We start from the raw sequence: 26,679 nt of genomic DNA on the forward strand, positions 1-26,679 counted from the left end.
GCACCGCCGAGCGCGGCATTCGCCCGCGCCACCAACCGCATGGCGAGCAGCGAGTTCCCGCCGCGGGCGAAGAAGTCGTCGTCGGCACCGATGGCCGTGTCGGTCCCGAGGAGCTCGGCGACCAGCGCGGCGAGCACCGACTCGGCCCCCTCGCGCGGGGCCCGGAACCGCACCGCGGCATCCGTCACCTCGAACGGCGGCAGCGCCGCGCGATCCAGCTTGCCGACGGTGGTGCGCGGCATGTCGTCCAGCACCCGCAGCCGCGCCGGGACCATGGCGGCGGGCAGCCGGTCGCGCACCGCGGCGAGCACCGCCTCCGCGCGCAGCCCGGCCCCGCTGACGTAGCCGACCAGCACGTCCTGCCCGGCGGCGTCCCGCGCCACCAGCACCGCGGCATTGGCGACGCCGGGCACCGCGGCCAGCGCGCTCTCGATCTCGCCCAGCTCGATCCGCTGCCCGCGCAGCTTGAGCTGGAAGTCGTTGCGGCCCAGGTACACCAGGTCGCCCTCGCGGTTCCAGCGCACCAGGTCGCCGGTGCGGTACATGACCTCGCCCCGCGCGCCGAAGGGATCCGCGACGAAACGCTCGGCGGTGAGCCCGGAGCGCCCGTGGTAGCCGCGCGCCAGCTGCGCACCGGCCAGGTACAGCTCGCCGATCACCCCGGCGGGCACCGGCCGCAGCCTGGCGTCAAGCACGTAGACGCGGGTGTTCCAGCACGGCCTGCCGATGGCGACATCGCGCCCCGACTCCGCGTCGGCGGCGGTGAACTCGTGGTAGACCGCCGAGATCGCGGCCTCGGTGGGGCCGTAGGCATTGTGCAGCGCACCGCCGACCACACCCCGCAGGGCGACGAGCAGGTCCGGCGTCAGCGCCTCGCCGCCGCAGTGCAGGTGCCGGAAGGAGGCGAGCGCGTCGCCCATCCCCTCGGCGAGCAGCGCGGCGAGCACCGACGGGACGTACTCGGCGATGGTGATCCGGTGCGTGCGCAGCAAATCCGCGAAGTAGGCAAGGTCCAGGTGGCCGCCCGGCTTGGCGATCACCAGCGGGGCGCCGACCGCGATCGGGAGGAAGACCTCCCAGACCGAGACGTCGAAGGTCAGTGGGGCGCGCTGCAGGATGCGGTCGGCGGCGGTGACGCCGTAGCGGAACTCCAGCCAGCGCAGCTGGTTCACGATGGCACGGTGGCTCACCGTCACGCCCTTGGGCCGGCCGGTGGAGCCGGAGGTGAAGAGGATGTAGGCGGTGTTCTCCGGGCGCAGCGGCCGCAGCCGCTCGGCGTCCTGCCAGGGGCCGGAGTCGGGGTGCGCCGCTTCGAGTTCGGCGATGTCGAGGACCGGGGCATCCAGCGGGGGCAGCCCGGAGCCGGTCGGGGCGAGGACCAGCAGCGGCTCGGCATCGGCGAGCAGGCCGTTGAGCCGCTCGGCCGGGTGCTCCGGGTCCAGCGGCAGGTAGGCGCCGCCCGCCCTGACCACCGCGTACAGCGCGACCAGCAGCTCGAGCCCGCGGTGCGCCGCGACGCCGACCACCGTCTCCGGGCCGACGCCGCGGGCGATCAGGGCGCGGGCCAGCCCGCGCACCCGCGTTTCCAGCTCGGCGTAGGTGAGTTCGGTGCCTTCGAAGAGCGCGGCGGTGCCGTGCGGTTCGGCGGCGGCGCGGGCGGGAAGCAGGTCGTCCAGGGTCTGCGGGGGCAGCGCCTGCGCGGTGGCGTTGCGCTGGACCAGCAGCAGGTCGCGCTCGGCGGCGGAGAGCAGTTCGACGGCCTCGACCGGCGTGCCGGTGTCGCGGACCAGGGCGCGCAGCACCCGCTCGAAGGCGGCGACGAAGCCGTGCGCGGTCTCCTGGTCGAAGAGCTCGGCGGCGTAGTGCAGGTAGATGTCGATGCCCGCCGGTTCGCCGTCCTCGCTGCGCTCGGTGAGCGTCCAGTCCTGGTCCACCTGGATGGGGGCGGGGCCGACCTCGAGCGCGGCGATGGCGAGGCGGTGCAGCCGGAACTCCGGCTTGGCGTGGTTCTGCAGCGTGAGCGCCACCTGGTAGAGCGGGGCGTGCGCCTGCGAGCGCACCGGGCTCAGCACCTCGACCAGCTGCTCGAACGGGACGGCGGCGTGGTCGAAGGCGGCCAGGTCGGTGCCGCGCACGGCGGTGAGCAGCTCGGCGAGCGACTGCTCCGGGCGCACCTCGGTGCGCAGCACGAGGGTGTTGACGAACATGCCGACCAGCTCGTCCAGCGCGGCATCGCCGCGGCCCGCCACCGGGGCGCCGATCACCACGTCCGCGGTGCCGGAGACCCGGGCGAGCAGCACCGCGAGCGCGGTGTGCAGCACCATGAACGGGGTCGCGCGGTGCGCGGCGGCGGTCTCCCGCACGGCCAGGTGCAGCGCGGCGTCGAGGGTGGCGGTGACGGCGCCGCCGCGGTTGCCCGCGACGGCGGGGCGGGCGCGGTCGGTGGGCAGCGGGAGCAGCTCCGGCGCCCCGGCGAGCTGCCTGGACCAGTAGCCGAGCTGGCGGCCGAGCACCGAGCCCGGGTCGTCGGCGGCGCCGAGGACGTCGCGCTGCCAGAGCGCCACATCCGCGTACTGCACCTCCAGCGGGCGCCAGTTCGGGGCGGCGCCCGCCCGGCGGGCCACGTAGGCGGCGGTGAGGTCGCGGGTCAGCGGGGCGAAGGACCAGCCGTCGGCGGCGATGTGGTGCACCACGAAGAGCAGCACGTGCTCCTGGCGGCCGGGCGGGACGTCGGCGGCCGGGTCGTCGGTGACGCGGAGCAGCCTGGCGCGCAGCGGCACCTCGGCGGTGACGTCGAAGCCGGTGCCCGCCACCGCGGCGACCAGGGCGGGCAGCTCGGCGGGGCGCACGGTGCGCACCACCAGGTCGACCAGCTCGGTGCCCGCGGGGAGGACCAGCTGGGTGGCGGCGCCGTCGTGCTCGGGATAGACCGTGCGCAGGGTTTCGTGCCTGGCGAGCACGTCGTCGACGGCGGCGCGCAGGGCGTCCACGTCCAGCGCGCCGGTGAGCCGGAGCGCGAACGGGATGTTGTAGCCGCCGCTGCCGCCGTCGAAGCGGTTCAGGAACCACATGCGCTGCTGGGCGATGGAGAGCGGGACGGCGCCGTCGCGCGGGCGGGCGGTGATCGGGGGGAGGGCGTCGGCGGTCTGTTGCTGTTCGCGCAGGGCGGGCTCGATCAGGGTGGCGAGGTCGCGCACGGTCGCGGCGTCGAAGATGGCGCGGACCGGGACCGTTGCGCCGGTCTCCGCGCTGAGTCGGGCGGCGAGCTGGGTGGCGATCAGGGAGTTGCCACCGAGCGTGAAGAAGTCGTCGTCGCGGCCGATGTTCGCAGCCCCGAGCAGGGTGGCGAAGGTCTCGGCGACCAGGGTCTCCGCCTCCCCCGCGGGGGCGCGGAAGGTGGTGGTGGGTTGCTCCGGGGCCGGGAGCGCGGTGCGGTCCAGCTTGCCGGACGCTGTGCGCGGGAACTCCGGAAGCACCACGTAGGTGGTGGGGACCATGTACGCCGGGAGCGTGCGCCCCAGCACTTCCCGCACCCGGTGCGTGTCGACGGTGGTGGAGGCGGACGGGTCGGCCACGAGGTAGGCGACCAGTGCGGGACCGGTGCCGGGGTCGCGGACGAGAACCGCCGCCTGGGCGATGGCGGAGAGCGCGAGGAGCGCGGTCTCGATCTCGCCGAGCTCGATGCGCAGCCCGCGCACCTTGACCTGGAAGTCGGTGCGGCCGAGGAACTCCAGCTCCCCGTCGGCGCGGCGGAGCACCAGGTCACCGCTGCGGTAGAGCCTGCTGCCGGGCGCGCCGAACGGGTCGGCGACGAAGCGGTCGGCCGTGAGCCCGGCCCGGCCGAGGTAGCCGCGGGCCAGCTGGGCGCCTGCCAGGTACAGCTCGCCGGGGGTGCCGACGGGAACCGGGTGCAGCCGCGCGTCCAGGACGTAGGCGGCGGTGTTCCAGATCGGGTGCCCGATCGGCACGATGCCGGTATCGGCGTCGTGCACCTCGTGCACGGAGAGCTCGACCGCGGTCTCGGTCGGCCCGTACATGTTGTGCACCCGGACCCCGAGCGCCCGCATCCGCTGCGCCGACGCCGCGGGCAGCGCCTCGCCGGAGCAGAGCACGTGCCGCAGCGCGGGCACCTGCCTCGGCTCGGCAAGGAAGACCGCGAGCATGGACGGCACGAAGTGCGCCACCGTGACGCCCTCGCTGCGCATGAGCTCGGCCAGGTAGGCCGGGTCCTGATGCCCGTCCGGCCGGGCCAGCACCAGCCGCGCCCCAACCTGGAGCGGCCAGAAGAACTCCGGCACCGAGACGTCGAAGGTCACCGGGGTCTTCTGCAGGACCACGTCGGTGCGGTCCAGCGGCAGGTGCGCGCCCTGCATCCAGCGCAGCCGGTTCGCGACGGCGCCGTGCGTCATGGCGACGCCCTTGGGCCGCCCGGTGGAGCCGGAGGTGAAGAGCACGTACGCCAGGTGCTCCGGGCGCAGCGCCGCGCGCCGCTCGGCGTCGGTGATCGGCCCGGCCGGGTAGCCGCCGAGGTCGGTGCGGTCGATGCGCAGCCGCGGCACCGGGATCTCGCGCGGCAGATCCGCGCCGGAGGTGAGCGCGAGCAGCGGGACGGCGGTGCCGACGATGTGCGCGGTGCGCTCGACCGGGTGGTCCGGGTCGAGCGGCAGGTACGCGCCGCCCGCGAGGATCACCGCGTACATGCCGGTGACCAGGTCGATCGAGCGGCGCATGGCGAGCGCGACCAGCGTGTCCGGCCCGACCCCGCGCCCGATCAGCAGCCGGGCAAGCCGCTGTGCCCGCTCGGCGAGCTCGGCGTAGCTCAGGTGCGTGTCGCCCGCGGTGAGCGCGACGGCGTCCGGGGTGCGGGCGACCTGCGCGGCGAAGAGCCCGGCCAGCGTGGCGGCGGGCAGCTCGCGGCCGGTGTCGTTCCAGTGCCGCAGCACCCGGTAGCGCTCGGTGGCGTCGAGCAGCGCGACATCCCCGACCGGGGCCTCCGGCACCGCGGTCACCGCCGCGAGCACCCGGAGCAGCCGGTCGGCGAAGGCGGCGACGGTGGCCTCGTCGTACAGCTCGGTGGCGTAGCGCAGGGTGCCGTCGAGCCCGCTGTCGCCGGTGCGCTCGGTGAGCACCAGGTGCAGGTCGACCTTGACGGTCGGGTCGTCGATCTCGACCGGCTGCACGGCGAGCCCCCGCACCCGCAGCGCCGGGTGGTCGGCGAAGGCGGGCTGCGGCTCGGCGTAGCTGAAGAGCACCTGGAACAGCGGCGGCGCGCCGCTGCTCCGGTCGACGGCGAGCGCGTCGACGACGTCCTCGAACGGCAGGTCGGCGGTGCCGAAGGCGGCGAGATCGGCGTCCCGCACGGTCCGCAGGAAGGCACCGAACCCGGCGTCCGGCTCGAACCGGGTGCGCAGCACGAGGGTGTTCACGAACATGCCGACCAGCGGGTCGAGCGCGCGATCGCCGCGCCCGCCGACCGGGGTCCCGACCAGCACGTCGGTGCTGCCGCCCGCCCGGCCGATGGCAAGCGCGAGCGCGGCGTGCAGCACCATGAACGGGGTGGCCCCGGCCCGCTTGGCCAGCGCGCGCACGGCCGCGCCGGTGGCGGCGTCGATCGAGAGCGGGACGGCCGCACCGCGATTGGTGGGTCGCGCGGGCCGCTGCCGGTCCGCGGGCAGGGTGGAGACGGCGGGCGCGCCTGCCAGCGCGGCGCGCCAGAAGGCCAGCTGGCGGTGCGCGAGCGAGCGCGCGTCGGCGGGGTCGCCGAGCACCTCGTGCTGCCACAGCGCGTAGTCGGCGTACTGCACCTCGAGCTCGCCGAACTCCGGCTCGGCGCCGTCGGCCCGCGCCCGGTAGGCGCGCACCAGGTCGGTGACGAGCGGCGGCATGGAGAGCGCGTCGGCGGCGATGTGGTGCACCGCGAGGACGAGCACGTGGTCGTCGGGTTCGATGCCGAGCAGCACCACCCGCACCGGGAGCTCGGTGGCCACGTCGAAGACCGCGGCGACCACCGAGGTGACCGCCTCGGTGACCCCGTCGGCGGGGACCGGGACGGGGGCGAGGCCGAGCCCGATCTCATCGGTCGGCACGACGAACTGGTGCGGGCCCGCGCCGTCGTCCGGGAAGACGGTGCGCAGCGATTCGTGCCGGATCAGCACGTCAAGCACGGCCTGGTCCAGCGCCTCGACCGCGAGCGCGCCGCGCAGCCGCAGCACGACGGGCAGGTTGTAGACGCTGTCCGCGCCGTCCTGCACCTCGATCCGGTTCAGGAACCACAGCCTGCGCTGCGCCGGGGAGAGCGGAATCGCCTGCGGGCGTTCCCTGCGCGCCGGGCGCGCGGGGACGGTCTCGGCGCCGAGCAGCCGGTCCAGCGCCGCGGCGAGCCCGGCCACCTCGGCGGTCTCGAAGAGCAGCCGCACCGGCACCCTGACCTCGAGCGCCTCGCTGAGCCGCGCGGTGACCTGGGTGGCATCCAGCGAGCTGCCGCCGAGCGCGAAGAAGTCGTCGTCGAGCCCGGCGCGGTCGAGCCGGAGCACCTCGGCGAAGGTCTGGGCGACCAGGGTCTGGGTGCCGGTCTCCGGGGCGCGGAACTCGACCGTGGCGAACTCCGGTGCGGGCAGCGCCTTCCGGTCCAGCTTGCCGGAGGGGTTCAGCGGGAACTCCGCGAGCGCGGTGACCACCGAAGGGACCATGTAGGCGGGCAGCGCGGCGCCGACCGCCTCGCGCACGGCCGGGCCGTCGACGTCGCCGGTCACGTACCCGGCCAGGTGCTGGCCGTCGAGCACGAGAACGACGGCCTGGGTCACCCCCGGCACCGCGAGCAGCGCCGTCTCGATCTCGCCCAGCTCGATGCGCTGGCCGCGGAACTTCACCTGGAAGTCGACGCGTCCGGCGTAGACCAGCACGCCGTCGGAGCGCCACGAGACCACGTCGCCGGTGCGGTACAGGCGGGTGCCGTCCCCGAAGGGGTTGGCAACGAAGCGGTCCGCGCTCAGCTCCGGGCGGCCGACGTACCCGCGGGCCAGCTGCACCCCGCCCAGGTACAGCTCGCCGCGCACCCCGACCGGGACCGGCCGCAGCCGCGAATCCAGCACGTAGACCTGGGAATTCCACTCCGGCGAGCCGATCGCGGTGTCCGCCGCGGTCGCCTGCTGCGCGGTGATCGAGACCGCGGCCTCGGTGGGGCCGTAGATGTTGTGCACCCGGGCCCAGGTCACCCTGGCGACCGTCTCCGGGGGCAGCGCCTCGCCGATCACGAAGACATCGCGCAGCGTCGCCATCTCGGCGGGGCGGGCGTGCTGGGCGAAGACCGCGAGCATGGACGGCACGAAGTCGGTCAGCGTCACGCCGTGGCTGCGCACCAGCTCGGCGATGTAGCGGGCATCGCGCTGCCCGCCCTCGGCGGCGAGCACGATCCGGCCGCCGGTGGCGAGCGGGACGAAGTAGCCCCAGATCGAGACGTCGAAGGTCGATGCGGTCTTCTGCAGGTAGACGTCGTCGGCGGTGAAGCCGTACTCGGCTGCCATCCAGGCGATCTGGTTCGCGACCGCGCCGTGCGGTACCAGGACACCCTTCGGTCGGCCGGTGGAGCCGGAGGTGAACATGACGTAGGCGGCGTTCTCCGGGCGCACGGGTGCCGCTGGCAGCGGGTCGGCGGAGAGCGCGGCCCAGCGCACCCGGTCCAGCAGCAGGACGCGGACGGCCGGGTCGACCGGGACGGCGAAATCGGTCGCGGCGACCAGCACCGCGGGGCGCGCGGTGTCCAGGATGTGGCCGATGCGCTCGGCGGGGTGCGCCGGGTCGACCGGGACGAAGGCGGCACCGGTGCGCAGCACCGCGAGCATGCCCGCCACCAGATCGACGCCGCGCGGGATGGCGAGCACGACCAGCCGCTCCGGGCCCGCGCCGCGCTCGGCGAGCAGCCGGGCGAAGCGGTTCACCCGGTCGTCGAGCTGCCGGTAGGTGAGCGTGCCCGCCTCGTTGACCAGCGCTAGCGCGTCCGGATTCGCGCGCACCCGATCCGCGAACCCCTCGTGCAGCAGGTGGCCGGGCACCGGGTGCGCGGTCTCGTTCCACGCACCGGTCACCAGGGCCAGCTCCGCAGGGGCGGTGACCGGGATGTCGCCGACCACGACGCTCGGATCGCCTGCGACGGCGTGCAGCACGCGGCGGAACTTCACCGCGAACTCCGCCACCGTCGCCTCGTCGAACAGGTCGGTGGCGTAGGTGAACTCGGCGCGGTAGCCGTGCTCCGCGTCGGAGAGCGTGAGCTGCAGGTCGAACTTGGCGAAGCCGGGGTCGAAGTCGACCAGCTCGGTCGCCAGGTCCGGCATGGCGGGCGAGATCGGGCCCAGGTTCTGCATGAAGAGCGCGACCTGGAAGAGCGGGTGCCGCGCCTGCGAGCGGGCCGGGTTCAGCACCTCGACCAGCCGCTCGAAGGGGACGTCGGCGTGCGCGAAGGCGCGCAGGTCGCGGTCCTTCGCGTGCGCGAGCAGCGCGGAGAAGGGCGCCGCCGGGTCGACCGCGGTGCGCAGGACGAGGGTGTTCACGAACATGCCGACCAGGTCGTCCAGCACCCGCTCGCCGCGGCCCGCCACCGGCGTTCCCACGGTGATGTCGGTGCTGCCGGAGAGCTGGGCGAGCAGGGTGGCCAGCGCCGCGTGCACGACCATGAACGGGGTCGCGCGGTTGGCCGCGGCCACCGCCTCGATCCCGGCCCGCAGCTCCGCGTCGACGGCGAACTCGTGGGTGGCGCCGCGGTAGGAGGCGACCGCGGGGCGCTTGCGGTCCGCGGGCAGCGTGAGCTCCGCGGGGACCTCGTCCAGCTCGGCGCGCCAGAAGCCGAGCTGGCGGGTGACGGCGGAGTCGGGGTCGGTCTCGTCGCCGAGCAGCCGCTGCTGCCACAGCGCGTAGTCGGCGTACTGCACCGCCAGCGGCGGGCACTGCGGGGCGAGGCCGTTGCGCCGATCCCGGTAGGCGCTCACCAGATCCCGCATGAGCGGGCCCATGGAGACGCCGTCCGCCGCGATGTGGTGCACCACGAGCACCAGGGTGTGGTCGCCGGGGCCGCTGCGCAGCAGCCGCACCCGGACCGGGATCTCCTCGGCCACGTCGAAGCCCTGCCCGGCCATCGCCGCGACCACCTCGACCAGGTCGTCGGCGGGGACCTCGGATGGCGTCAGGTCGAAGGCCGGGTGCACCGGGCGGACCACCTGCACCGGCCCCGCCTCGGTCTGCGGGTAGACCGTGCGCAGCACCTCGTGCCTGGCAACCAGGTCGGTGATGGCGGCGGCCAGCGCGGGCACGTCCAGCCTGCCGCGCATGCGCAGCGCCACCGGGATGTTGTCGACGGCGGCGGTGTCGATGTCGTCCGGGCCGGAGCGCTCGACACCGAGGCGGTTCAGGAACCACATGCGCCGCTGCGCCGGGGAGAGCGGCACCCGGTGCGGGCGGGCGCCCGCGGTGAGAGCGGGGCGCGGGGTGCTCGGGGTGCCCGCCAGCGCGGCGAGCGCGGCCGGGGTGGGGCGCTCGAAGAAGTCGCGCATGTCGAGCGAGCGGCCCAGCTCCGCGCCGATCCTGGCGATGGCCCTGGTGGCGATGAGCGAGTTGCCGCCGAGCGCGAAGAAGTCGTCGTCCGCGCCGACCTGGTCGGAGCCGAGCAGCTCGGCGAAGATCTGCGCCACCGCGGCCTCTGCCTCGTTCTCCGGGGCGCGGTACGCGGTCTCGGTGCTGCCGAACTCGGGCTCGGGCAGGGCGCGGCGGTCCAGCTTGCCGTTGGCGTTCACCGGCATGGCGGCCAGCGCGATCAGCAGGCTCGGCACCATGTACTCGGGCAGCCGGTCGCGCGCGCCCGCCAGCACGGCGGCGGTGTCGAGCGCGCGGCCCTGGTGCGGCACCGCGTAGCCGACCAGGTGGTCGCCGGTGCCGTTCCGGTGCAGCAGCACGGCGGCCTGGGCAACGCCCTCGTGCGCCAGCAGCGCCGCCTCGACCTCGCCGAGCTCGATCCGCAGGCCGCGCAGCTTGACCTGGAAGTCGGTGCGGCCCAGGTACTCCAGCTCGGCCCTGGCGCCGGGCAGCGCGGGCAGCCTGCGCACCAGGTCGCCGGTGCGGTACATGCGCTCGCCCGCCGGGCCCTCCGGCGCGGCGACGAAGCGCTCCGCGGTGAGCGCGGGGCGGCCGACGTAGCCGCGCGCCAGCTGCACGCCCGCCAGGTACAGCTCGCCGACCACGCCGTCCGGGACCGGGCGCAGGGCGTCGTCCAGGACGAGGAGTTCGGTGTCGTCGGCGGGGCCGCCGATCGGGACGCTCGCGGTGTCGTCCGCGGTCACCTCGTGCGCGGTCACGTCGACCGCGGCCTCGGTGGGGCCGTACAGGTTGTGCAGGGTGGCGCCGCTGATCTTCCGGAAGGCGGCGGCGGTCGAGGCGGGGAGCGCCTCGCCCGAGGCGAAGACCAGGCGCAGGGGTTCGGCGGCGTGCTCCACCTCGGGCTCGGCCACGAAGACGGCGAGCATCGACGGGACGAAGTGCGCGACGGTGACGGCGTTCTCGCGGATGCAGCGGGCCAGGTAGGCGGGGTCGCGGTGGCCGTCGGGGGCGGCGATCACCAGGCGGGCGCCGACCTGCAGGGGCCAGAAGAGCTCCCAGACGGAGACGTCGAAGGTGAAGGGGGTCTTCTGGATGACGGCGTCGTCGGGTTCCATGCGGTACATGCGCTGGCGCCAGCGGAGGTTCGCGAGGATCGCGCGGTGCGTGATGGCGACGCCCTTCGGGCGGCCCGTCGAGCCGGAGGTGAAGATCACGTAGGCGGTGTTGTCGCCGGCGGAGCGATGCTCGGCGATGCCATCGGAGCCGGTGCCGGGCGCCGCGCTGATCTCCCGCACGCCGTAGGCAGAGCCTGCGGGCCCGCCCGGAGCGGAGCCGGGGTTCGCGGGACGGCCGCTGTTTCCCGCGTCGACCGCGGGGGCGGTGCGTTCCCATTCGTCGATGGCGAGGGTGGGGACGGCGGGGGCCGGGTGCGGGCGGTCGGGGGTGGTGGTGAGGACGAGGAGGGGGCGGGCGGTTTCCAGGATGTGGGCGATGCGGTCGGCGGGGTGATCGGGGTCGATGGGGACGTAGGCACCGCCCGCGCGCAGGATGGCGTACATGCCGACCAGCAGCTCGACCGAGCGCCGGGCGGCGAGCCCGACCAGCGTCTCCGGGCCGACCCCGAGCTCGACCAGGTGCCCGGCCAGCCGCCGCACCCTGGCATCGAACTCGGCGTAGGTCAGCACCTCGGCGCCGAACTGCACCGCGACCGCGTCCGGCGTCCGCTCGACCTGCGCGGCGAACTCGGTGACCAGCGTCTCCACCGGCGCGCAGGCGGCGGGCAGCGCCTGCTCCGCGACCAGCACGGCATCGTCCAGCAGCGCGGTGAGCACCGCGCCGAGCGCGCCGTCACCCTCCAGCAGCTCGGGCAGCCTGCCCGAGACCACCACCGAGATGAGCGTGTCCGGGCCGAGCCCGTCGCCCATCACCGCACCGAGCTCGGCCAGCTCACCGGCGAGTTCGGCGTAGCTCACCGTGCTCGCGCCGTGCCGCAGCGCGGGCCGCTCCGGCTGAGCGGCGGCCACCGCGTCGATCAGCCCGGGCAGGTCGTCGATGCCGTACCCGCGCTCCCCCGCCGTGCGCGCTGTGCTCGGGACCGAATCGACGTGGGTCATCGGCGAGTTCCTTCCGGATCGGAAACCTGGGCGGCGGCGTCGGCGAGCAGGGTCTGCAGTGCGGCGGGGAGGGCGGGGCCGAGCGCGGCGAGCAGGCCGGGGATCAGCCCGGCCAGGGCGACGTTCACCAGGGCCTCGGGTTTGGCGACGGTGCCCATGGCCTTGCCGACTGCCGTCAGCTTCGCGTGCAGCTGGGCGTAGCTGACGGTGTGCCCGTTGTGCGCGAAAGCGGTTGCTTCCGGCGCTGTTTCGGCGGCGCGGGCGACCAGGGCGGGCAGGTCGGCCAGGGTGTGCCCAGCAGGGCGTGCTGATCGACCCGCAGCGCGGGCGGCCAGGTCCTGACCCGCAGCGCGGGGTTCCGGGCGCGCGGCGTGCATGGGCCGGGGGGTGCGTTCCGCGGCGGTGCGGATGTCGATGGCGCGGACGGTGGTGTCCGGGTCGGCGGTGATGGCCGCGCAGACCAGGGCGAAGCGCTCGGCCATGGCGCGGACCGTGCGCTCGTCGAACAGGTCCGTGGCGTAGCCGAAGCGCAGCTCGAGCCCGCCGCCGGGCTGTTCGAGCACGGTGAGGTGCAGATCCGCCTTGGCGTCACCGAGGTCGAGGTCGAGCGGCTCGACGGTGAGGCCGGGCAGCGGCACCGGGCCGGGCGGGTTGTCCTGCACGGTGAGCATGACCTGGAAGAGCGGGCCGTAGGCGGCCGAGCGGGTGCGCCCGAGCCCGTCGACCACCCGGTCGAACGGGATATCGGCGTGCGCGAAGGCGGCCAGCTCGCGGCGGCGGACCGCGGTGAGCAGCTCCGCGACGGTGCCGCGCGGGTCCAGCTCGCTGCGCAGCACGACGGTGTTCACGAACATGCCGACCAGCTCGTCCAGTTCGGCCGTGCCACGACCAGCCACCGGGGTGCCGATGGTGAGGTCCGCGCTGCCGGTGAGCTTGCCGAGCAGCACCGCCAGCGCGGTGTGCAGCACCGTGAACAGGGTGCCGCGGTGCTCGGCGGCCGTGCGGCGCAGCTCCGCGGTGCGCTGCGGGTCGACGGTGGTGGTCACGGTGGCGCCCCGGCCGTCCCGGCGAGCCGGGCGGTGGCGGTCGGCGGGCAGCGCGAGCACCTCGGGGGCGCCTGCCAGTTCCGTGCTCCACCAGGCGAGCTGGTCGTCGGCGACGGTGTCGAGCAGGGTGTGCTGCCAGGCGGTGTAGTCGGCGAAGGTGACCGCGGGGGCGGGCAGCTCCGGGTGCTCCCCCGCCGCGGCGGCGGTGTAGGCGCGGACCAGGTCGGTGGCGAGCGGGACCGCCGAGTAGCCGTCGGCGGCGATGTGGTGCAGCACCACCGCGAGGACCAAGTCCCGCTCGCCCGCGCGGAGCAGGGTGGCGCGGACCGGCGGGGCGGTCGTCACGTCGAAGCCCTCGCGGACGAACTCCGCGATGGCGGTGGCGTAGTCGGTGACCGTCCGGATGGGCAGCGGCTCGGCGGCGGGGGCGGGCAGGATCTCCTGGATCGGGCCGCCGGGGGTGTCCGGGTAACGGGTACGCAGCGTTTCGTGCCTGCGGACCACGGCGGCGAGGGCGGTGCTCAGCGCGGTGACGTCGAGGTCGCCGGTGAGGCGCAGCGCCAGCGGGATGTTGTAGGCGTCGGAGGTGGTGGTCAGCTGGTTCAGCACCCACATGCGGTGCTGAGCCGGGGCGAGCGGGACGGGGCCGGTGCTCCCGCGCGGGGCGAGGGGCGGGCGCGGGGTGCCGAACTCCGGGAGTTTCGCGGCGAGCGCGGCCACCGTCGGCGCCTCGAAGATCGCCGCCACCGGCACCTGGGCGCGCAAGGCCGTGCCGAGCCTGGCGGCGAGGCGGGTGGCGAGCAGGGAGGTGCCGCCGATGGCGAAGAAGTCGGTCTCCGCTGTGATGTCGGGGGCGCCGATGACCTCGGCGAAGGTGCCTGCGACGAGGTGTTCGGCGATGCCGGAGGGGGCGCGGCCGGTGGGTTCGGTGAATGCCGGGTCCGGGAGGCGGGTGCGGTCGACCTTGCCGTTGCCGGTGAGCGGGAGGGTCGGGAGGACGACGATGGTCGCGGGGACCATGTAGGCCGGGAGTTCCGCGCGCAGGGCGGTGCGGAGCTCGGTCGCCAGTGCGGGGTCATCCGAGGGTGCGGCGACGTAGGCGACGAGCCGGGTGCCGCCCGCGCTCTCGCGGGCAACGGCGACGGCGCCGGTGACGGCGGGGTGGCGGAGCAGGGCGCTCTCGACCTCGCCGAGTTCGATGCGGAAGCCGCCGATCTGCACCTGGAAGTCGGCGCGCTCCAGGTACTCGAGGGCGCCGTCGGGGCGGCGGCGGACGATGTCGCCGGTGCGGTACATGCGGGTGCCGGTGGCGTAGGGGTCGGCGACGAAGCGGTCTGCGGTCAGGGCGGGGTTCTGCTGGTAGCCGCGGGCCAGCTGGGCGCCGGTGAGGTACAGCTCGCCGGGGACGCCCGGCGGGACCGGGTGCAGGCGGGCGTCCAGGACGCGGACGCCGCTGTTCCAGCAGGGGGTTCCGATCGGGACCGTGTGGTCGGGGGCGTCGGTCACCTCGTGGGCGGTGATCGAGACCGCGGCTTCGGTGGGGCCGTACAGGTTCCACAGGGCCACGTCGGGGTTGGTGCGCCGGAGCGCTGATGCGGTTGCGGCCGGGAGTGCCTCGCCGATGGCGAGTACTCGGTGCAGGGTTCGGGGGAGGCCGGTTTCCAGGAGCATGCCGAGCAGGGAGGGGACGGCGTACAGGGTGGTGATGCCTGCGTTCTCCGCGAGTTCGCGCAGGTGCTCCGGGTCGCGTTCGGTGCCGGGTTCGGTGACCACCAGTTTGCCGCCGGTGGTGAGGTGGGACCAGAACTCCCAGACCGAGAGGTCGAAGGTCGCCGGTGTCTTCAGCAGGGTCGCGTCGTTCGGGCCGAGGTCGAATCGGTCTGCGAGCCAGCTGATCTGGTTGACCGCGGCGGCGTGCGGGATTGCCACGCCCTTGGGTACGCCGGTCGAGCCGGAGGTGAAGATGATGTAGGCGGGGTGCTCCGGGCGGAGGGGTTGCCCGCGGTCCGCGTCGGTGATCGGTGCGGTGCCGGTCCCGGCGGAGGTCCCGTTGGCCGCTACCGCGGCAGAGTTCGGCGCCGCGCCGGTTGCGGCGGAAGTTCGGTTCGCCGCTACCGCGGCCGGGCTTCGGGTGGCGTCGGCGGCATCCGGCTCCACACCGTCGACCACCAGTACCGGGCGGTCGGTGGCGATCGAGGGGCTGTCGGTGGTGGTGAGGATGCAGAGGGGGGCGGCGGTTTCGAGGATGTGGGCGACGCGGTCGGCGGGGTGGTCGGGGTCGAGGGGGACGTAGGCGCCGCCGGCTCGGGTTACCGCGTACATGGCGATGACCAGTTCGACGGAGCGGCGCATGGCGAGGGCGACGGTGCGTTCGGGGCCGACGCCGTGGGACAGCAGGATTCGGGCCAGCTGGGTGACCCTGGCGTCGAGTTCGCGGTAGCGGAGGGTGCTGCCGGTGGCGGCGTCGACCAGGGCGGGGGCGTCGGGGGTGCGGGCCACCTGGGCGGTGAAGAGGTCGTCCAGGGTGGCCGGGGCGAGGGGGGTGGGCGGGGTGGGGGCGAGGAGCGCGGCGCGCTCGGGGGCGGCGAGCAGGTCGAGGTCGCCGACCGGGTGCGACGGGTCGGCGGCCACGCGGTGCAGCACCCGGACCAGGCGGGCGGCGATGGCGTCGGCGGTGGCGGGGTCGAAGAGGTCGGTGGCGTAGCCGAGCGTCAGCTCCAGCCCGGCCGGGGTGCCGTCGGCGGCGTAGTGGTCCTGCACGAAGAGGTGCAGGTCGAACTGGGCGACGCCGTCCTCGAACTCGACCGGCTCGACCGCGAGCCCGGGCAGCTCCAGCGCCCCGCGCTCGTGGTTCTGGAACGAGTAGCCGACCTGGAAGAGCGGGTGCCGCGCGGTGGAGCGAGCCGGGTTCAGCACCTCGACCAGCCGCTCGAACGGGACGTCGGCATTGCTGAGCGCCGCGACGTCGGCCCGCCTCGCGCGGTCGAGCAGCCCGGTGAAGCTCTCCGCGCCGCGCACCTCGGTGCGCAGCACGAGGGTGTTCACGAACATGCCGATGACGTCGTCGAGCTCGGCCGCGCCGCGACCCGCGATCGGCGTGCCGACGGCGATGTCGGCGGTGCCGGAGAGCCGCGCCAGCAGCGCGGCGAAGGCGGCGTGCACCACCATGAACAGGGTGGCGCCGCGGCCGCGGCCGAGCGCGGTCAGCGCCGCGTGCGCCGCGGCGTCCAGGTCGACGCCGACGCGCGCGCCGCGCAGGCTCTGGCGGGGCGGGCGCGGGTGGTCGGTGGGCAGCGCGAGCTGGTCAGGCAGCCCGGCCAGGGTGCCGGTCCAGAACGCGAGCTGTTCGGCGGCCAGTGATTCCGGGTCGGCGTCGGCGCCGAGCAGCGCGTGCTGCCACAGCGCGTAGTCCGCGTACTGCACCGGGAGCGGCGGGAAGGCCGGTGCGGTGCCCGCGGTCCGCGCGGCGTAGGCGGTCATCAGGTCGCGGGCGAAGGGCACCAGCGAGGAGCCGTCGGCGGCGATGTGGTGCAGGGCCGCGGCGAGCACGTGCTCGCGCTCGCCGAGCCGGAAGAGGCGGAGCCGGAGCGGGACCTCGGCGGTGACGTCGAAGGTGGTGGCGGCCAGGGTGGCGATCCGGTCGGGCACCTCGTCCCGGGAACTCCGCACCGGGTGCAGAGATTTCCGGACGACGTCACCCACCGGGAGGATCTCCTGCACCGGCTCGCCGTCGACCACCGGGTAGCGGGTGCGCAGCGCCTCGTGCCTGGCGAGCACGTCGGTGACGGCGGCGGCCAGCGCCCCGGTGTCGAGTTCACCGGTGAGCCGGAGCGCGAACGGGATGTTGTAGGCGGTCGCGGCGGTACCGAAGCGGTTCAGGAACCACATGCGCTGCTGCGCGGGCGAGAGCGGAATCCGCGCGGGGCGCTCCCCCGCGACGAGCGCGGGGCGCCGCTCCTCGGCACCGGCCACGACCGCCCGCGCGAGGTCGGCGACGCGCGGCGCCTCGAAGAGCGTGCGCACCCCGACCGCCCGGTCCAGCGCGGCCCCGACCCTGGCCGCCACCTTGGCGGCCAGCAATGAGCTGCCGCCGAGCGCGAAGAAGTCGTCGTCCGCGCCCGCCCGCTCCAGCCCGAGCACCTCGGCGTACACCGCGGCGACGATCTGCTCCGCGTGCCCGCTCGGCGCCCGGTACCCGGCCGCCTCGAACACCGGCGCGGGCAGCGCCGCCCGATCCAGCTTCCCGTTGACCGTCAACGGAATCCGCTCGACCTCGACCAGCGCCGCCGGAACCATGTGCTCCGGAAGCACCGAGGCCAGCGCCTGCCGCAGCGCACCGAGATCCAGCGCGACCTCGCGAGCGGCCTCCGGCACGACGTAACCGACAACGGCGCCCTCGTCGGCCAGATCGTGCCGCACGATCACCGCGGCCTCGCGCACCCCTGGCGCGCGCACCAGCTGCGCCTCGATCTCCCCCAGCTCGATCCGGAATCCCCGCAGGTTGACCTGCTGATCCGCCCGCCCGAGGTACTCCAGGTCACCGGTGGCGGTCCACCGCGCCAGGTCACCGGAGCGGTACGCCCTTGTACCGTCACCCGCGTACGGGTCGGCGACGAAGCGGCTCGCCGTGAGCCCGCCCCGGTTCAGGTACCCGCGCGAGAGCTGCAGGCCGGAGACGTAGATCTCCCCCGGCACCCCGGCGGGCACCGGCCGCAGCCGCTCGTCCAGCAGCCGCACGGTCAATCCGGGCAGGGCGCTGCCGATGACACCGGTCGCCCCCGGCGCCAGGACGCGGTGCGTGACGTGCACCGTCGTCTCGGTGATGCCGTACATGTTCACCAGCGCGGGCTGCTCCGGATACCGCCCCTGCCACTCGCGCAGCCGCGACGGCTCCAGCGCCTCACCGCCGAAGATGACCGCGCGCAGCGCGTTCGGCGCCTGCGGTTCGGCCAGGTCGGCGGCGATCAGCTGGTAGAAGGCGGACGGGGTCTGGTTCAGCACCGTCACCCCTTCGGCGCGCAGCAGCTCGCGGAACTGCTGCGGGGAGCGGGCAACGAAGTGGTCGACCACCACGACGCGCGCACCGTGCAGGAGCGCGCCCCAGATCTCCCAGACCGAGAAGTCGAAGGCGTACGAGTGGAACATCGTCCAGACGTCGGACGGCCCGAAGTCGAACAGCTCCCTGGTGTTGTCGAGGAGCCGCAGCACCGCCCGATGCGGAACCACGACGCCCTTCGGCCTGCCGGTCGACCCCGAGGTGTAGATGACGTACGCCGGATGGTCCGGGCGCAGCGGCGCCCGCCGCTCCGCGTCGGTGATCGGCCCGGTGCCGGTCCGGTCGGCGCCGGACAGCAGGGTGCCGGTGACATCGATGACCGGCCCGGCGAACCAGTCCGCGGGCAGCCCGGCGTCCGGCGACGTGACGGCGCAGATGGGGGCGGCGTCGTCGAGGACGTAGGCGATGCGGTCGGCGGGGTACCCGGGATCGACCGGAAGATAGGCGGCACCGGCTTCGAGAACCGCGAGCAGCGCGACGATCAGCTCCGCCGAACGCGGAAGCGCGACCGCGACCAGCGTCTCCGGCCCCGCCCCCGCGGCGATCAACCGCCGGGCGAGCTGCCGCGCCCGAGCCGCCAACTCCCCGAAACTCAACTCCGACGACCCGTGCCGCACAGCCACCGCGTCGGCAGCCGAAGCCGCCCGCGCGAACCGGGAAACGAGCGTATCGCTCGCGACCTCGGCAACCGGCGCGGAAACAGCCCACGCACGCAGCGCGAGCTCCTGCTCCTCGGCACTGAGCAGCTGGATATCCCCGACCACAACGGTCGGATCCGCCGCCGCTGCCGCCAGCACCTGCGCGAACCGCCGCCCGAGCACCTGCACGGTCCCGGCGTCGAAAAGGTCGGTGGCGTAGACGATCTCCACATCCATTCCACCCGCACGACCATCCGCGTCGTACGCCTCGACCACGGTGAACTGCAGATCGAACTTCGCCACCGCCGGCGCGACCGGGTACGGCGCGACGGTGAGCCCGGGCAACTCCAGCACCGGCGGCGTGAAGTTCTGGAAGCTCAGCGCCACCTGGAAGAGCGGGTGCCGATCCGCGGTCCGGGCCGGCGCCAGCCGCTCCACCAGCTCCTCGAAGGCGGCGTCCGGCCGGGAGAGATCGTCCAGATCGCCGGTGCGCACGGCGTCCAGCACCGCCTCGAACCGGTCGCGCACGTCGACCGTGCTCCGCAGCACCAGCGTGTTCACGAACATGCCGACCATGGGGTCGAGCGCGGCATCGCCGCGTCCCGCCACCGGCGTGCCGACGGCGATATCGGCGCTCCCGGAGAGCCGGGCGAGCAGCACGGCGAGCGCCGCGTGCACCGTCCCGAAGAGCGTGCTCTCCCGCTTCCGAGCCAGCTCACCGAGCTCGCCGTGCAGGTCGGAGTCGATGTACAGGTGGTGCACCGCACCCCGGTGCGAGGCGGCGGCGGGCCGCGGCCGGTCCGCGGGCAGCTCGAGCTGCTCGGGCAGCGCGGCCAGCCGCTGCTGCCAGTAGTCGAGCTGCCGCTCGGTCTCCGGGTGCGCCCGCTGCGCCTCCTGCCAGAGCGCGTAGTCGGCGTACTGCACCGGAAGCGGCGCCAGCCCCGGCTCCCTTCCGGCAGCCCTGGCGGCGTACGCACTGGTCAGGTCGGCGGCCAGCGGTGCGAGGGAGAATCCGTCGCACGCGATGTGATGCACGATCACCAGCAGGACGTGCTCGTCCGGCGCGGTCCGCACCAGCGCCGCCCGCACCGGCAGATCGGTGGTCAGATCGAACGCGGCCTCGGCGACAAGAGCCGAGATCCCGGAGTCCGGCGCCCCGCTCACCGTGCCCCGAGCCCCGCCCCCCGCACCACCGGACCCGGGCGCCGCACCTCGCGCACTATCCACCGCAGGTTCGCCGCCCCGAGCGCCATCGGATTCGTTCCCCGCGCCGCGCGCAACATCCGCCCCGCTCAGGACCCGCAGCGCGACCCGGGCATCGGGCACCACCAACTGCTCGGGCCCATCCGGCCCATCCGGATAAATAGTCCGCAGCACCTCGTGCCGCTCGACCACATCCCCGAGCGCCGCCTCCAGCGCACCCCGGTCGATCACACCGCGCAGGTGCAGCGCCAGCGGCACCGTATTGAGCGTGTCCGCCCCGTCGAGATACCGGTTCACGAACCACATGCGCCGCTGCGCCGCGGTCAGCGGAATCCGCCCCGGCCGCGCGACCCGGACCACCGGCGGCCGCGCCCCCTCCCCGCGATGCCGCGCGGCCCGCGCGGCCAGCCCCGCCACGGTCGGCGCCTCGAAGAGCATGCGCACCGGCAGCGTCGCGTCGAGCGCGGCCCCGAGCCGGGCCACGACCCGGGTGGCGCTCAGCGAGTTCCCGCCGAGCGCGAAGAAATCGTCGTCCGCCCCGACCGACCCCAGCCCGAGCACCTCGGTGAAGGCAGCCGCGGCCGCCTCCTCCGCGACCCCGCGCGGCGCCCGGTACCCGGCCGCCCCGCCGAACTCCGGGTCGGGCAGCGCCCGCCGATCCAGTTTCCCGGAACCGCTGAGCGGCAACGCGTCCAGCACGACGACGGCGGCCGGAACCAGCGCGGCCGGTAGTCGCTCGGCGACCGAAGCCCGCACCGCGACCGGGTCGAGGTGCCCGTCCCGGCCCGGCACCGCGTACGCGACCAGGTGCTCCCCGCGCAGCAGCACGGCGGCCTGCGCCACCGCGGCGTCCGCCCGCAGCACGGCCTCGATCTCGCCCAGCTCGATCCGCTGCCCGCGCAGCTTGACCTGGAAATCCGTGCGCCCCAGGTACTCCAGCGCACCGTCGCCGCGCCAGGCGGCCAGATCACCGGTGCGGTACATCCGCGCCCCCGGCCCGCCGAACGGGTCGGCGACGAACCGCTCCGCCGTCAGCTCACCCCGCCCCACGTACCCCCGCGCCAGCTGCGCACCCGCCAGGTACAGCTCGCCGGGCACGCCGACCGGCACCGGCCGCAGCCGCGCGTCCAGCACGTACACGCGGGTGTTGAAGACCGGCGAGCCGATCGGAACGGCAGCCGTGTCCGCCTCGGTGACCTCGTGGTACGTCACGTCCACCGCGGCCTCGGTCGGCCCGTAGAGGTTGTGCAGCCAGGCACTGGTCGAGTCGAGCAGCTTCCGCGCCACCGGCGCGGGCAGCACCTCCCCGGAGGAGAACACATTGCGCAGGTCGGAGAAGTCCCCGAGCCGGTCCTCGGCCACGAAGACCGCGAGCATGGACGGCACGAAGTGCACCGTCGTCACCTGCTCGGCCACGATCACCTCGGCCAGGTAGGCGGGGTCGCGGTGCCCGTCCGGCTTCGCGACCACCAGCCGCGCCCCGGTCTGCAGCGGCCAGAAGAACTCCCACACCGACACGTCGAAGGTGGCCGGCGTCTTCTGCAGCACCACGTCGAACCGGTCCAGCCCGTACTCCTCCTGCATCCACACCAGGCGGTTCACGATCGCGGCATGCGACACCGCGACACCCTTCGGGCGGCCGGTGGAACCGGAGGTGAAGATGACGTACGCGGTATTCGCCGCCCGCAGCCCCACCTCGCCGAGCGGTGCGTCCGAGTGGGACCCGAGTTCGAGCGAGCCCAGGTCGAGCAGGCGCGTGCCGAGCGAATCGACGGGCAACCCACCCCGGACGAGCACGAACTTCGCCCGCGCCGTCCCCAGCACCCCGGCGATCCGCTCCGCCGGATGCTCCGGATCGATCGGCAGGTACGCCCCGCCCGCGGCGAGCACCGCGTACAGCGCGACCACCAGGTCGACCCCGCGCGGCAGCGCGATCCCGACCACGACCTCCGGCCCGACCCCGTGCGCGACGAGCGCCCGCGCCGTCCGGTGCACCCGCCCCGCGAACTCCGCGTAACTCAGCGTCTCGCCCTCGAAGGTGACCGCGGGCGCCTCGGGCGTCGCCGCCGCCTGCGCCTCGAACATCGAGACCAGGGTGGCGTCCGGGTCCACCGGGAAGTCCGTGTCGTTCCAGGTGCGCAGCACGCGCTCGGTCTCGCCCGCGGCCAGCAGCGGCAGATCGCCGACCGCCCGCTCCGGCTCGGCGACCAGGGCGCGCAGCAGCAGGGTCAGCCGCGAAGCGAGGGCGCCGACCGTCCCCCCGTCGTACAGGTCGGTGGCGTATTCGAGCACGGCGGGCAGCGGGCCGTCCGCCCGCTCGGTGACCGTCAGCTGGAGGTCGAACTTCGCGGTGGCCGTGTCGATGTCGAGCGGCTCGACCGCGAGCCCGGGCAGCGCGGGCACGGCGGGCGGCTCCTGGCGCAGGTCGAGCATGACCTGGAAGAGCGGGTGCCGCCCGGTGGTTCGCTCCGGGCTCAGCGCCTCGACCAGCCGCTCGAACGGGATGTCGGCGTGCGCGAAGGCGCGCAGGTCACCGTCGCGGACCGCGGCGAGCAGGGCCGTGAAGCCCGCCGCCGGGTCGACCGCGGTGCGCAGCACCAGGGTGTTCACGAACATGCCGACCACGTCGTCCAGCGCCGCGTCGGCCCGCCCCGCCACCGGCGTGCCGAGCGCGATGTCGGTGCCGCCGGTGAGCCGGGCCAGCAGCGCCGCGAAGGCCGCCTGCAGCGCCATGAAGAGCGTGGTCCCGGTGGCCGCGGCCAGCTCGCGCAGCGCGCCCGCGGTCGCCGCGTCCACGGTGAAGGCGTGCCTGGCGCCGCGGCCGGAGGCGACCGCGGGGCGCGGCCGGTCGGTGCGCAGCCCGAGCTCGTCCGGGAGCCCGGCAAGCTCGCCGCGCCAGAACCGGAGCTGCTCCGCGAGCGGCGATTCCGGGTCGTCGGCGCTGCCGAGCACGGTGTGCTGCCAGACCGTGAAGTCGGCGTACTGCAGCGGCAGCGGGGTGAACCCGGGCTCACCGCCGCCGACCCTGGCGGCGTACGCCTGCAACAGATCCCGGGTGAGCGGCGGGATGGACCAGCCGTCCGCCGCGATGTGGTGCAGCGCGACGACCAGCACCGCCCGCTCCGCACCGACCCGCAGCACCGCGAACCGCACCGGCGCCTCGCGGTCCAGCGCGAACGGCTCGGCGGCCAGCGCCCGCACCCGCCGCCGGACCGCGTTGCCCTCCACCTGCTCGACCGTCACCGGCACCCGCGCCGGGTCCGGCGGCAGGATCTGCTGGCAGCCGACCCCGTCCACCGCCGGGTAGCGGGTGCGCAGCGCCTCGTGCCTGGCCAGCAGGTCACCGACCGCGGCGCGCAGCGCGGCCTCGTCCAGCTCGCCGTCCAGCCGGAAGGCGGCGACCAGGGTGTTCGCCACCGACTCGCTGTCGAACCGGTCGAGGAACCACAGCCGCTGCTGCGCGTAGGAGAGCGGCAGCGGCTCCGGCCGCAGCACGGCCACGGGGGCGGGCAGCCGCCGCACCGCACCGCGCTCGGCCAGCCCGCGGGCCAGCGCGCCGACCGTCGGCAGGTCGAAGAGCGCGCGCACCGGGACGTCGAGTTCGAGCCGGGCCGCGATCCGGGCCGCGATCCTGGTCGCGACCAGCGAGTTGCCGCCGAGCGCGAAGAGGTCGTCGTCCAGCCCGACCCGCTCCAGCCCGAGCACCTCGCCGAAGACCGCGGCCACGGTGCGCTCGATCGCGGTCTCCGGGGCGCGGAAGGCGGCGACGGTGAGCTCCGGCTCCGGCAGCGCGCGCCGGTCGAGCTTGCCCGCGGCGGAGAGCGGGAGCGCGTCCAGCAGGACGAAGGCGCCGGGCACCATGTACGAGGGAAGCAGCTCGCGCAGCCGCTGCTCCAGCACCGCGGCGGGGTCGGGGACCGTGCACACCACCCACGCGACCAGCAGCTCACCGGCGGCGTGCGTGTACACCCCGGCGGCGGCCGCGCGCACCTCGGGCTGCGCGGCCAGCGCGGCCTCGACCTCGCCCAGCTCCAGCCGCTGCCCGCGCAGCTTCACCTGGAAGTCGGCGCGGCCGAGGTACTCCAGCTCGCCGGAGCGGTTGCGGCGCACCAGGTCACCGGTCCGGTAGAGCCGCGTCCCGGCGGGACCGGCGACGAACCGCTCCGCGGTGAGCGCGGCCCGGCCGTGGTAGCCGCGGGCCAGCTGGGTACCGCTCAGGTACAGCTCGCCGACCACGTTGTCCGGCACCGGGCGCAGCCTGCGGTCCAGCACCAGCGCGGTGCTGCCGGGCACCGGGCGCCCGATCGGCACCGGCCCGGTCGCGGCTGCCTGCACCGGCGCGAAGGTGGCGTGCACGGTGAACTCGGTGGGGCCGTAGAGGTTGTGCAGCGCGGCGGTGCTCACCGCGCCGAAGGCGGCGGCCGCCGCCCCGGTCATGGCCTCGCCGGCGACCAGCACCAGCCGCAGCGAGCCGAGCGTCCCGGCCGGGGCCGCCTCGGCGAAGGCGGTGAGCATGGACGGCACGAACGACGTCGCGGTGATGCCGTACTCGGCGATGACCGCGGCCAGGTACCCGGTGTCCCGGTGCCCGTCGTGCGCCGCGACGACAACGCGCGCACCCCTGGTGAGCGGGGCGAACAGCTCCCACACCGAGACGTCGAAGGTCGCTGGGGTCTTGAAGAGCACGGTGTCGGCCGCGTCCAGCGCGTACTCGGCGGCGATCCAGGCGATCTGGGCGGCCAGCCCGGCGTGCGTCACGGTGACGCCCTTTGGCCGCCCGGTGGAGCCGGAGGTGAAGATCAGGTACGCGGCGTGCTCCGGCCGCAGCGGCCGCAGCCGGTCGGCGTCGGTCACCGGGGTGTCGGTGTAGGCGGCGTGCCCGGGGTCGTCGACGATGAGCACCGGCAGTTCCCTCGGCGTCCCCCGGCCATCATCCCCGGTCGGCACCGGCAGCTCGCCCGGCCCGCACCGGCCACGATCCTTGGTCGGCACCGGCAGCTCGTCCGGCACTGCCCACCCGTCGGCTGCCCTGGTCAGCACGCAGATCGGCGCGGCTTCGGCGAGCACGGTGGCCAGCCGCGCGGCAGGCTGATCCGGATCGACCGGGACATACGCGCCACCGGCCACCAGCACGGCGTGCGCGGCAACCACGAACTCCAGCGAGCGGCGCATACCGAGCACCACCCTGGTCTCCGGCCCGACCCCGGCCGCGATCAGCGCGCGGGCCAGCCGGGCGGTCTCGGCGGCGAAGTCCGCGTAGCTCAGGGTGCGCGCGCCATCGGTGACGGCGGGGGCGCCAGGGGTGCGCAGCGCCTGCGCGGCGAGCGGCTCCAGCACGGTGCCGGGGGCGGCGAGCGCGGGAGCCGTGCCGAGCGCGGCGATCCGGCCGCGCTCGGTGGCGTCCAGCACCGGCAGGTCGCCGACGGGAACCGCCGGGTCGGCGAGCACGGCGCGCAGCAGCATGACCAGCGCCCCGGCCAGCCCCTCGATCGTCGCGCGGTCGAAGAGCTCCGTCGCGTACGAGATTTCGGCTGCTACCTCGGCCGGTGCCGAACCTTCCCCGAGCTCGGCACCGACCGGGCGCTCCCTCCGGCTCGCCGAGATGGTGAGCTGGAGGTCGAATTTGGTGACTCCCGTGTCCAGGGTACTGGCGCGCACCTGCGCGCCGGGCAGTTCCAGTGTGATTGCCGTCGCGTTGTCGAAGGCGAGCAGCACCTGGAAGAGCGGGTGCCGCGCCTGCGACCGCGGCGGGTCGATGACCTCGACGAGCTGCTCGAACGGCACGTCGGCGTGGCCGAAGGCGGCGAGGTCGGTATCGCGCACCGTGCGGAGCAATTCGGCGAAGGGCATGGCCGGGTCGACCGCGGTGCGCAGCACCAGGGTGTTCACGAACATGCCGACCAGGTCGTCCAGCGCGCGGTGGCCGCGCCCGGCGACCGGGGTGCCGATGGCGATGTCGTCGGCCCCGGCGAACCGGGCGAGCAGCACGGCGAGCGCGGCGTGCCACACCATGAAGGTGGAGACCCCGTGCGCCGCGGCGAATTCGCCGATGGCGGCGGCCAGCCCGGCGGACACCGGCAGCCGGTGCGTGCCGCCGCGGCCGGAGGCGATCGCGGGGCGCGGGCGGTCGGTGGGCAGCGCGAGCGAGTCGGGCAGCCCGGCCAGCTGATCGGTCCAGTAGGCCAGCTGCCCGCCGCGGTCGAGTTCGTGCTGCCAGAGGCTGTAGTCGGCGTACTGCACCGCGAGCGGCGGCGCGGCCGACGCGGCACCGGTCAGCCGGGCGCTGTAGGCGTGCGCGAGGTCGCGGGCGAGGACCCGCAGCGAGAGGCCGTCGGCGGCGATGTGGTGCAGCACGACGAGCAGCGCGAACGAATCGTCGTCGACGGCGAAGAGCGTTGCCCGGAAGGGGATCTCGCGGGTCAGGTCGAAGCCGGTCGCAGCCGCGGCGGCGAGCCTGCCGTCCAGCTCGTCGGCGGTCACCGGCACCGGCGCGTCCAGCATGGGCGCCGGGTCGAGCACCAGCTGGTGGGCGGGCGACGGCTCCTCGGCGGCCGGGAAGACGGTGCGCAGCACCTCGTGCCTGGTGACCAGGTCGGTCACCGCGGCGCGCAGCGCATCCGGCTCGACCGTGCCGGTGAGCCGCAGCACGAAGGGCATGTTGTACCCCGCGCCGCCGCGCTCGAACCGGTTCAGGAACCAGATGCGCCGCTGCGCGGGGGACAACGGAACCAGCGGCGGCCGTTGCCGCGCCCGCAGCTGCGCGACACCGGGCGCGCCGCCGGATCCGCCCGCCCGCTCGACGAGCTCCGCGAGCCCACGCACCGTCGTCGCGGTGAACAGGTCGCGGACCCCGAGCGGGCAGTCCAGGTCGGCGGAGAGCCTCGGGGCCCCCCGGGGGGGCGCGCGGGGGGTGCCCCCGCGGGGGGACATGGCGGCGGCCGGCCCCGCCCCCCCGCCCCCCCGCGGCGGTTGGGCCCCCCTATACCCCGGGCCCGGGCCGCGTCGCCGACGCGCTCAGGCCTTGGCGGCCTTGTTGTAGG

Annotated in this window: 2 protein-coding genes (1 of these 2 cut by a window edge); both read right to left on the minus strand. The window is 74.9% G+C overall.

Annotated features, from left to right (window positions below; all coding sequences use genetic code 11):
• Positions 1-11,696: the 5' portion of a non-ribosomal peptide synthase/polyketide synthase gene (locus ACFUJ1_RS20575; protein WP_378647794.1), read on the minus strand. It extends 13,786 nt beyond the left edge of the window; only the first 11,696 of its 25,482 coding nucleotides appear in the window; it begins with the start codon at positions 11,694-11,696; its stop codon lies off the left edge, out of view.
• Entirely contained in the window at positions 11,693-26,569 is a 14,877-nt protein-coding gene (locus ACFUJ1_RS20580; protein ID WP_378647795.1) for an amino acid adenylation domain-containing protein, read from the minus strand. The genes ACFUJ1_RS20575 and ACFUJ1_RS20580 overlap by 4 nt, the downstream gene beginning before the upstream one ends.
• Positions 26,570-26,679 lie beyond the last annotated feature (110 nt).

The organism is Nocardia sp. NPDC057227, from assembly GCF_042669725.1.
Lineage (GTDB): Bacteria > Actinomycetota > Actinomycetes > Mycobacteriales > Mycobacteriaceae > Nocardia > Nocardia asteroides_A.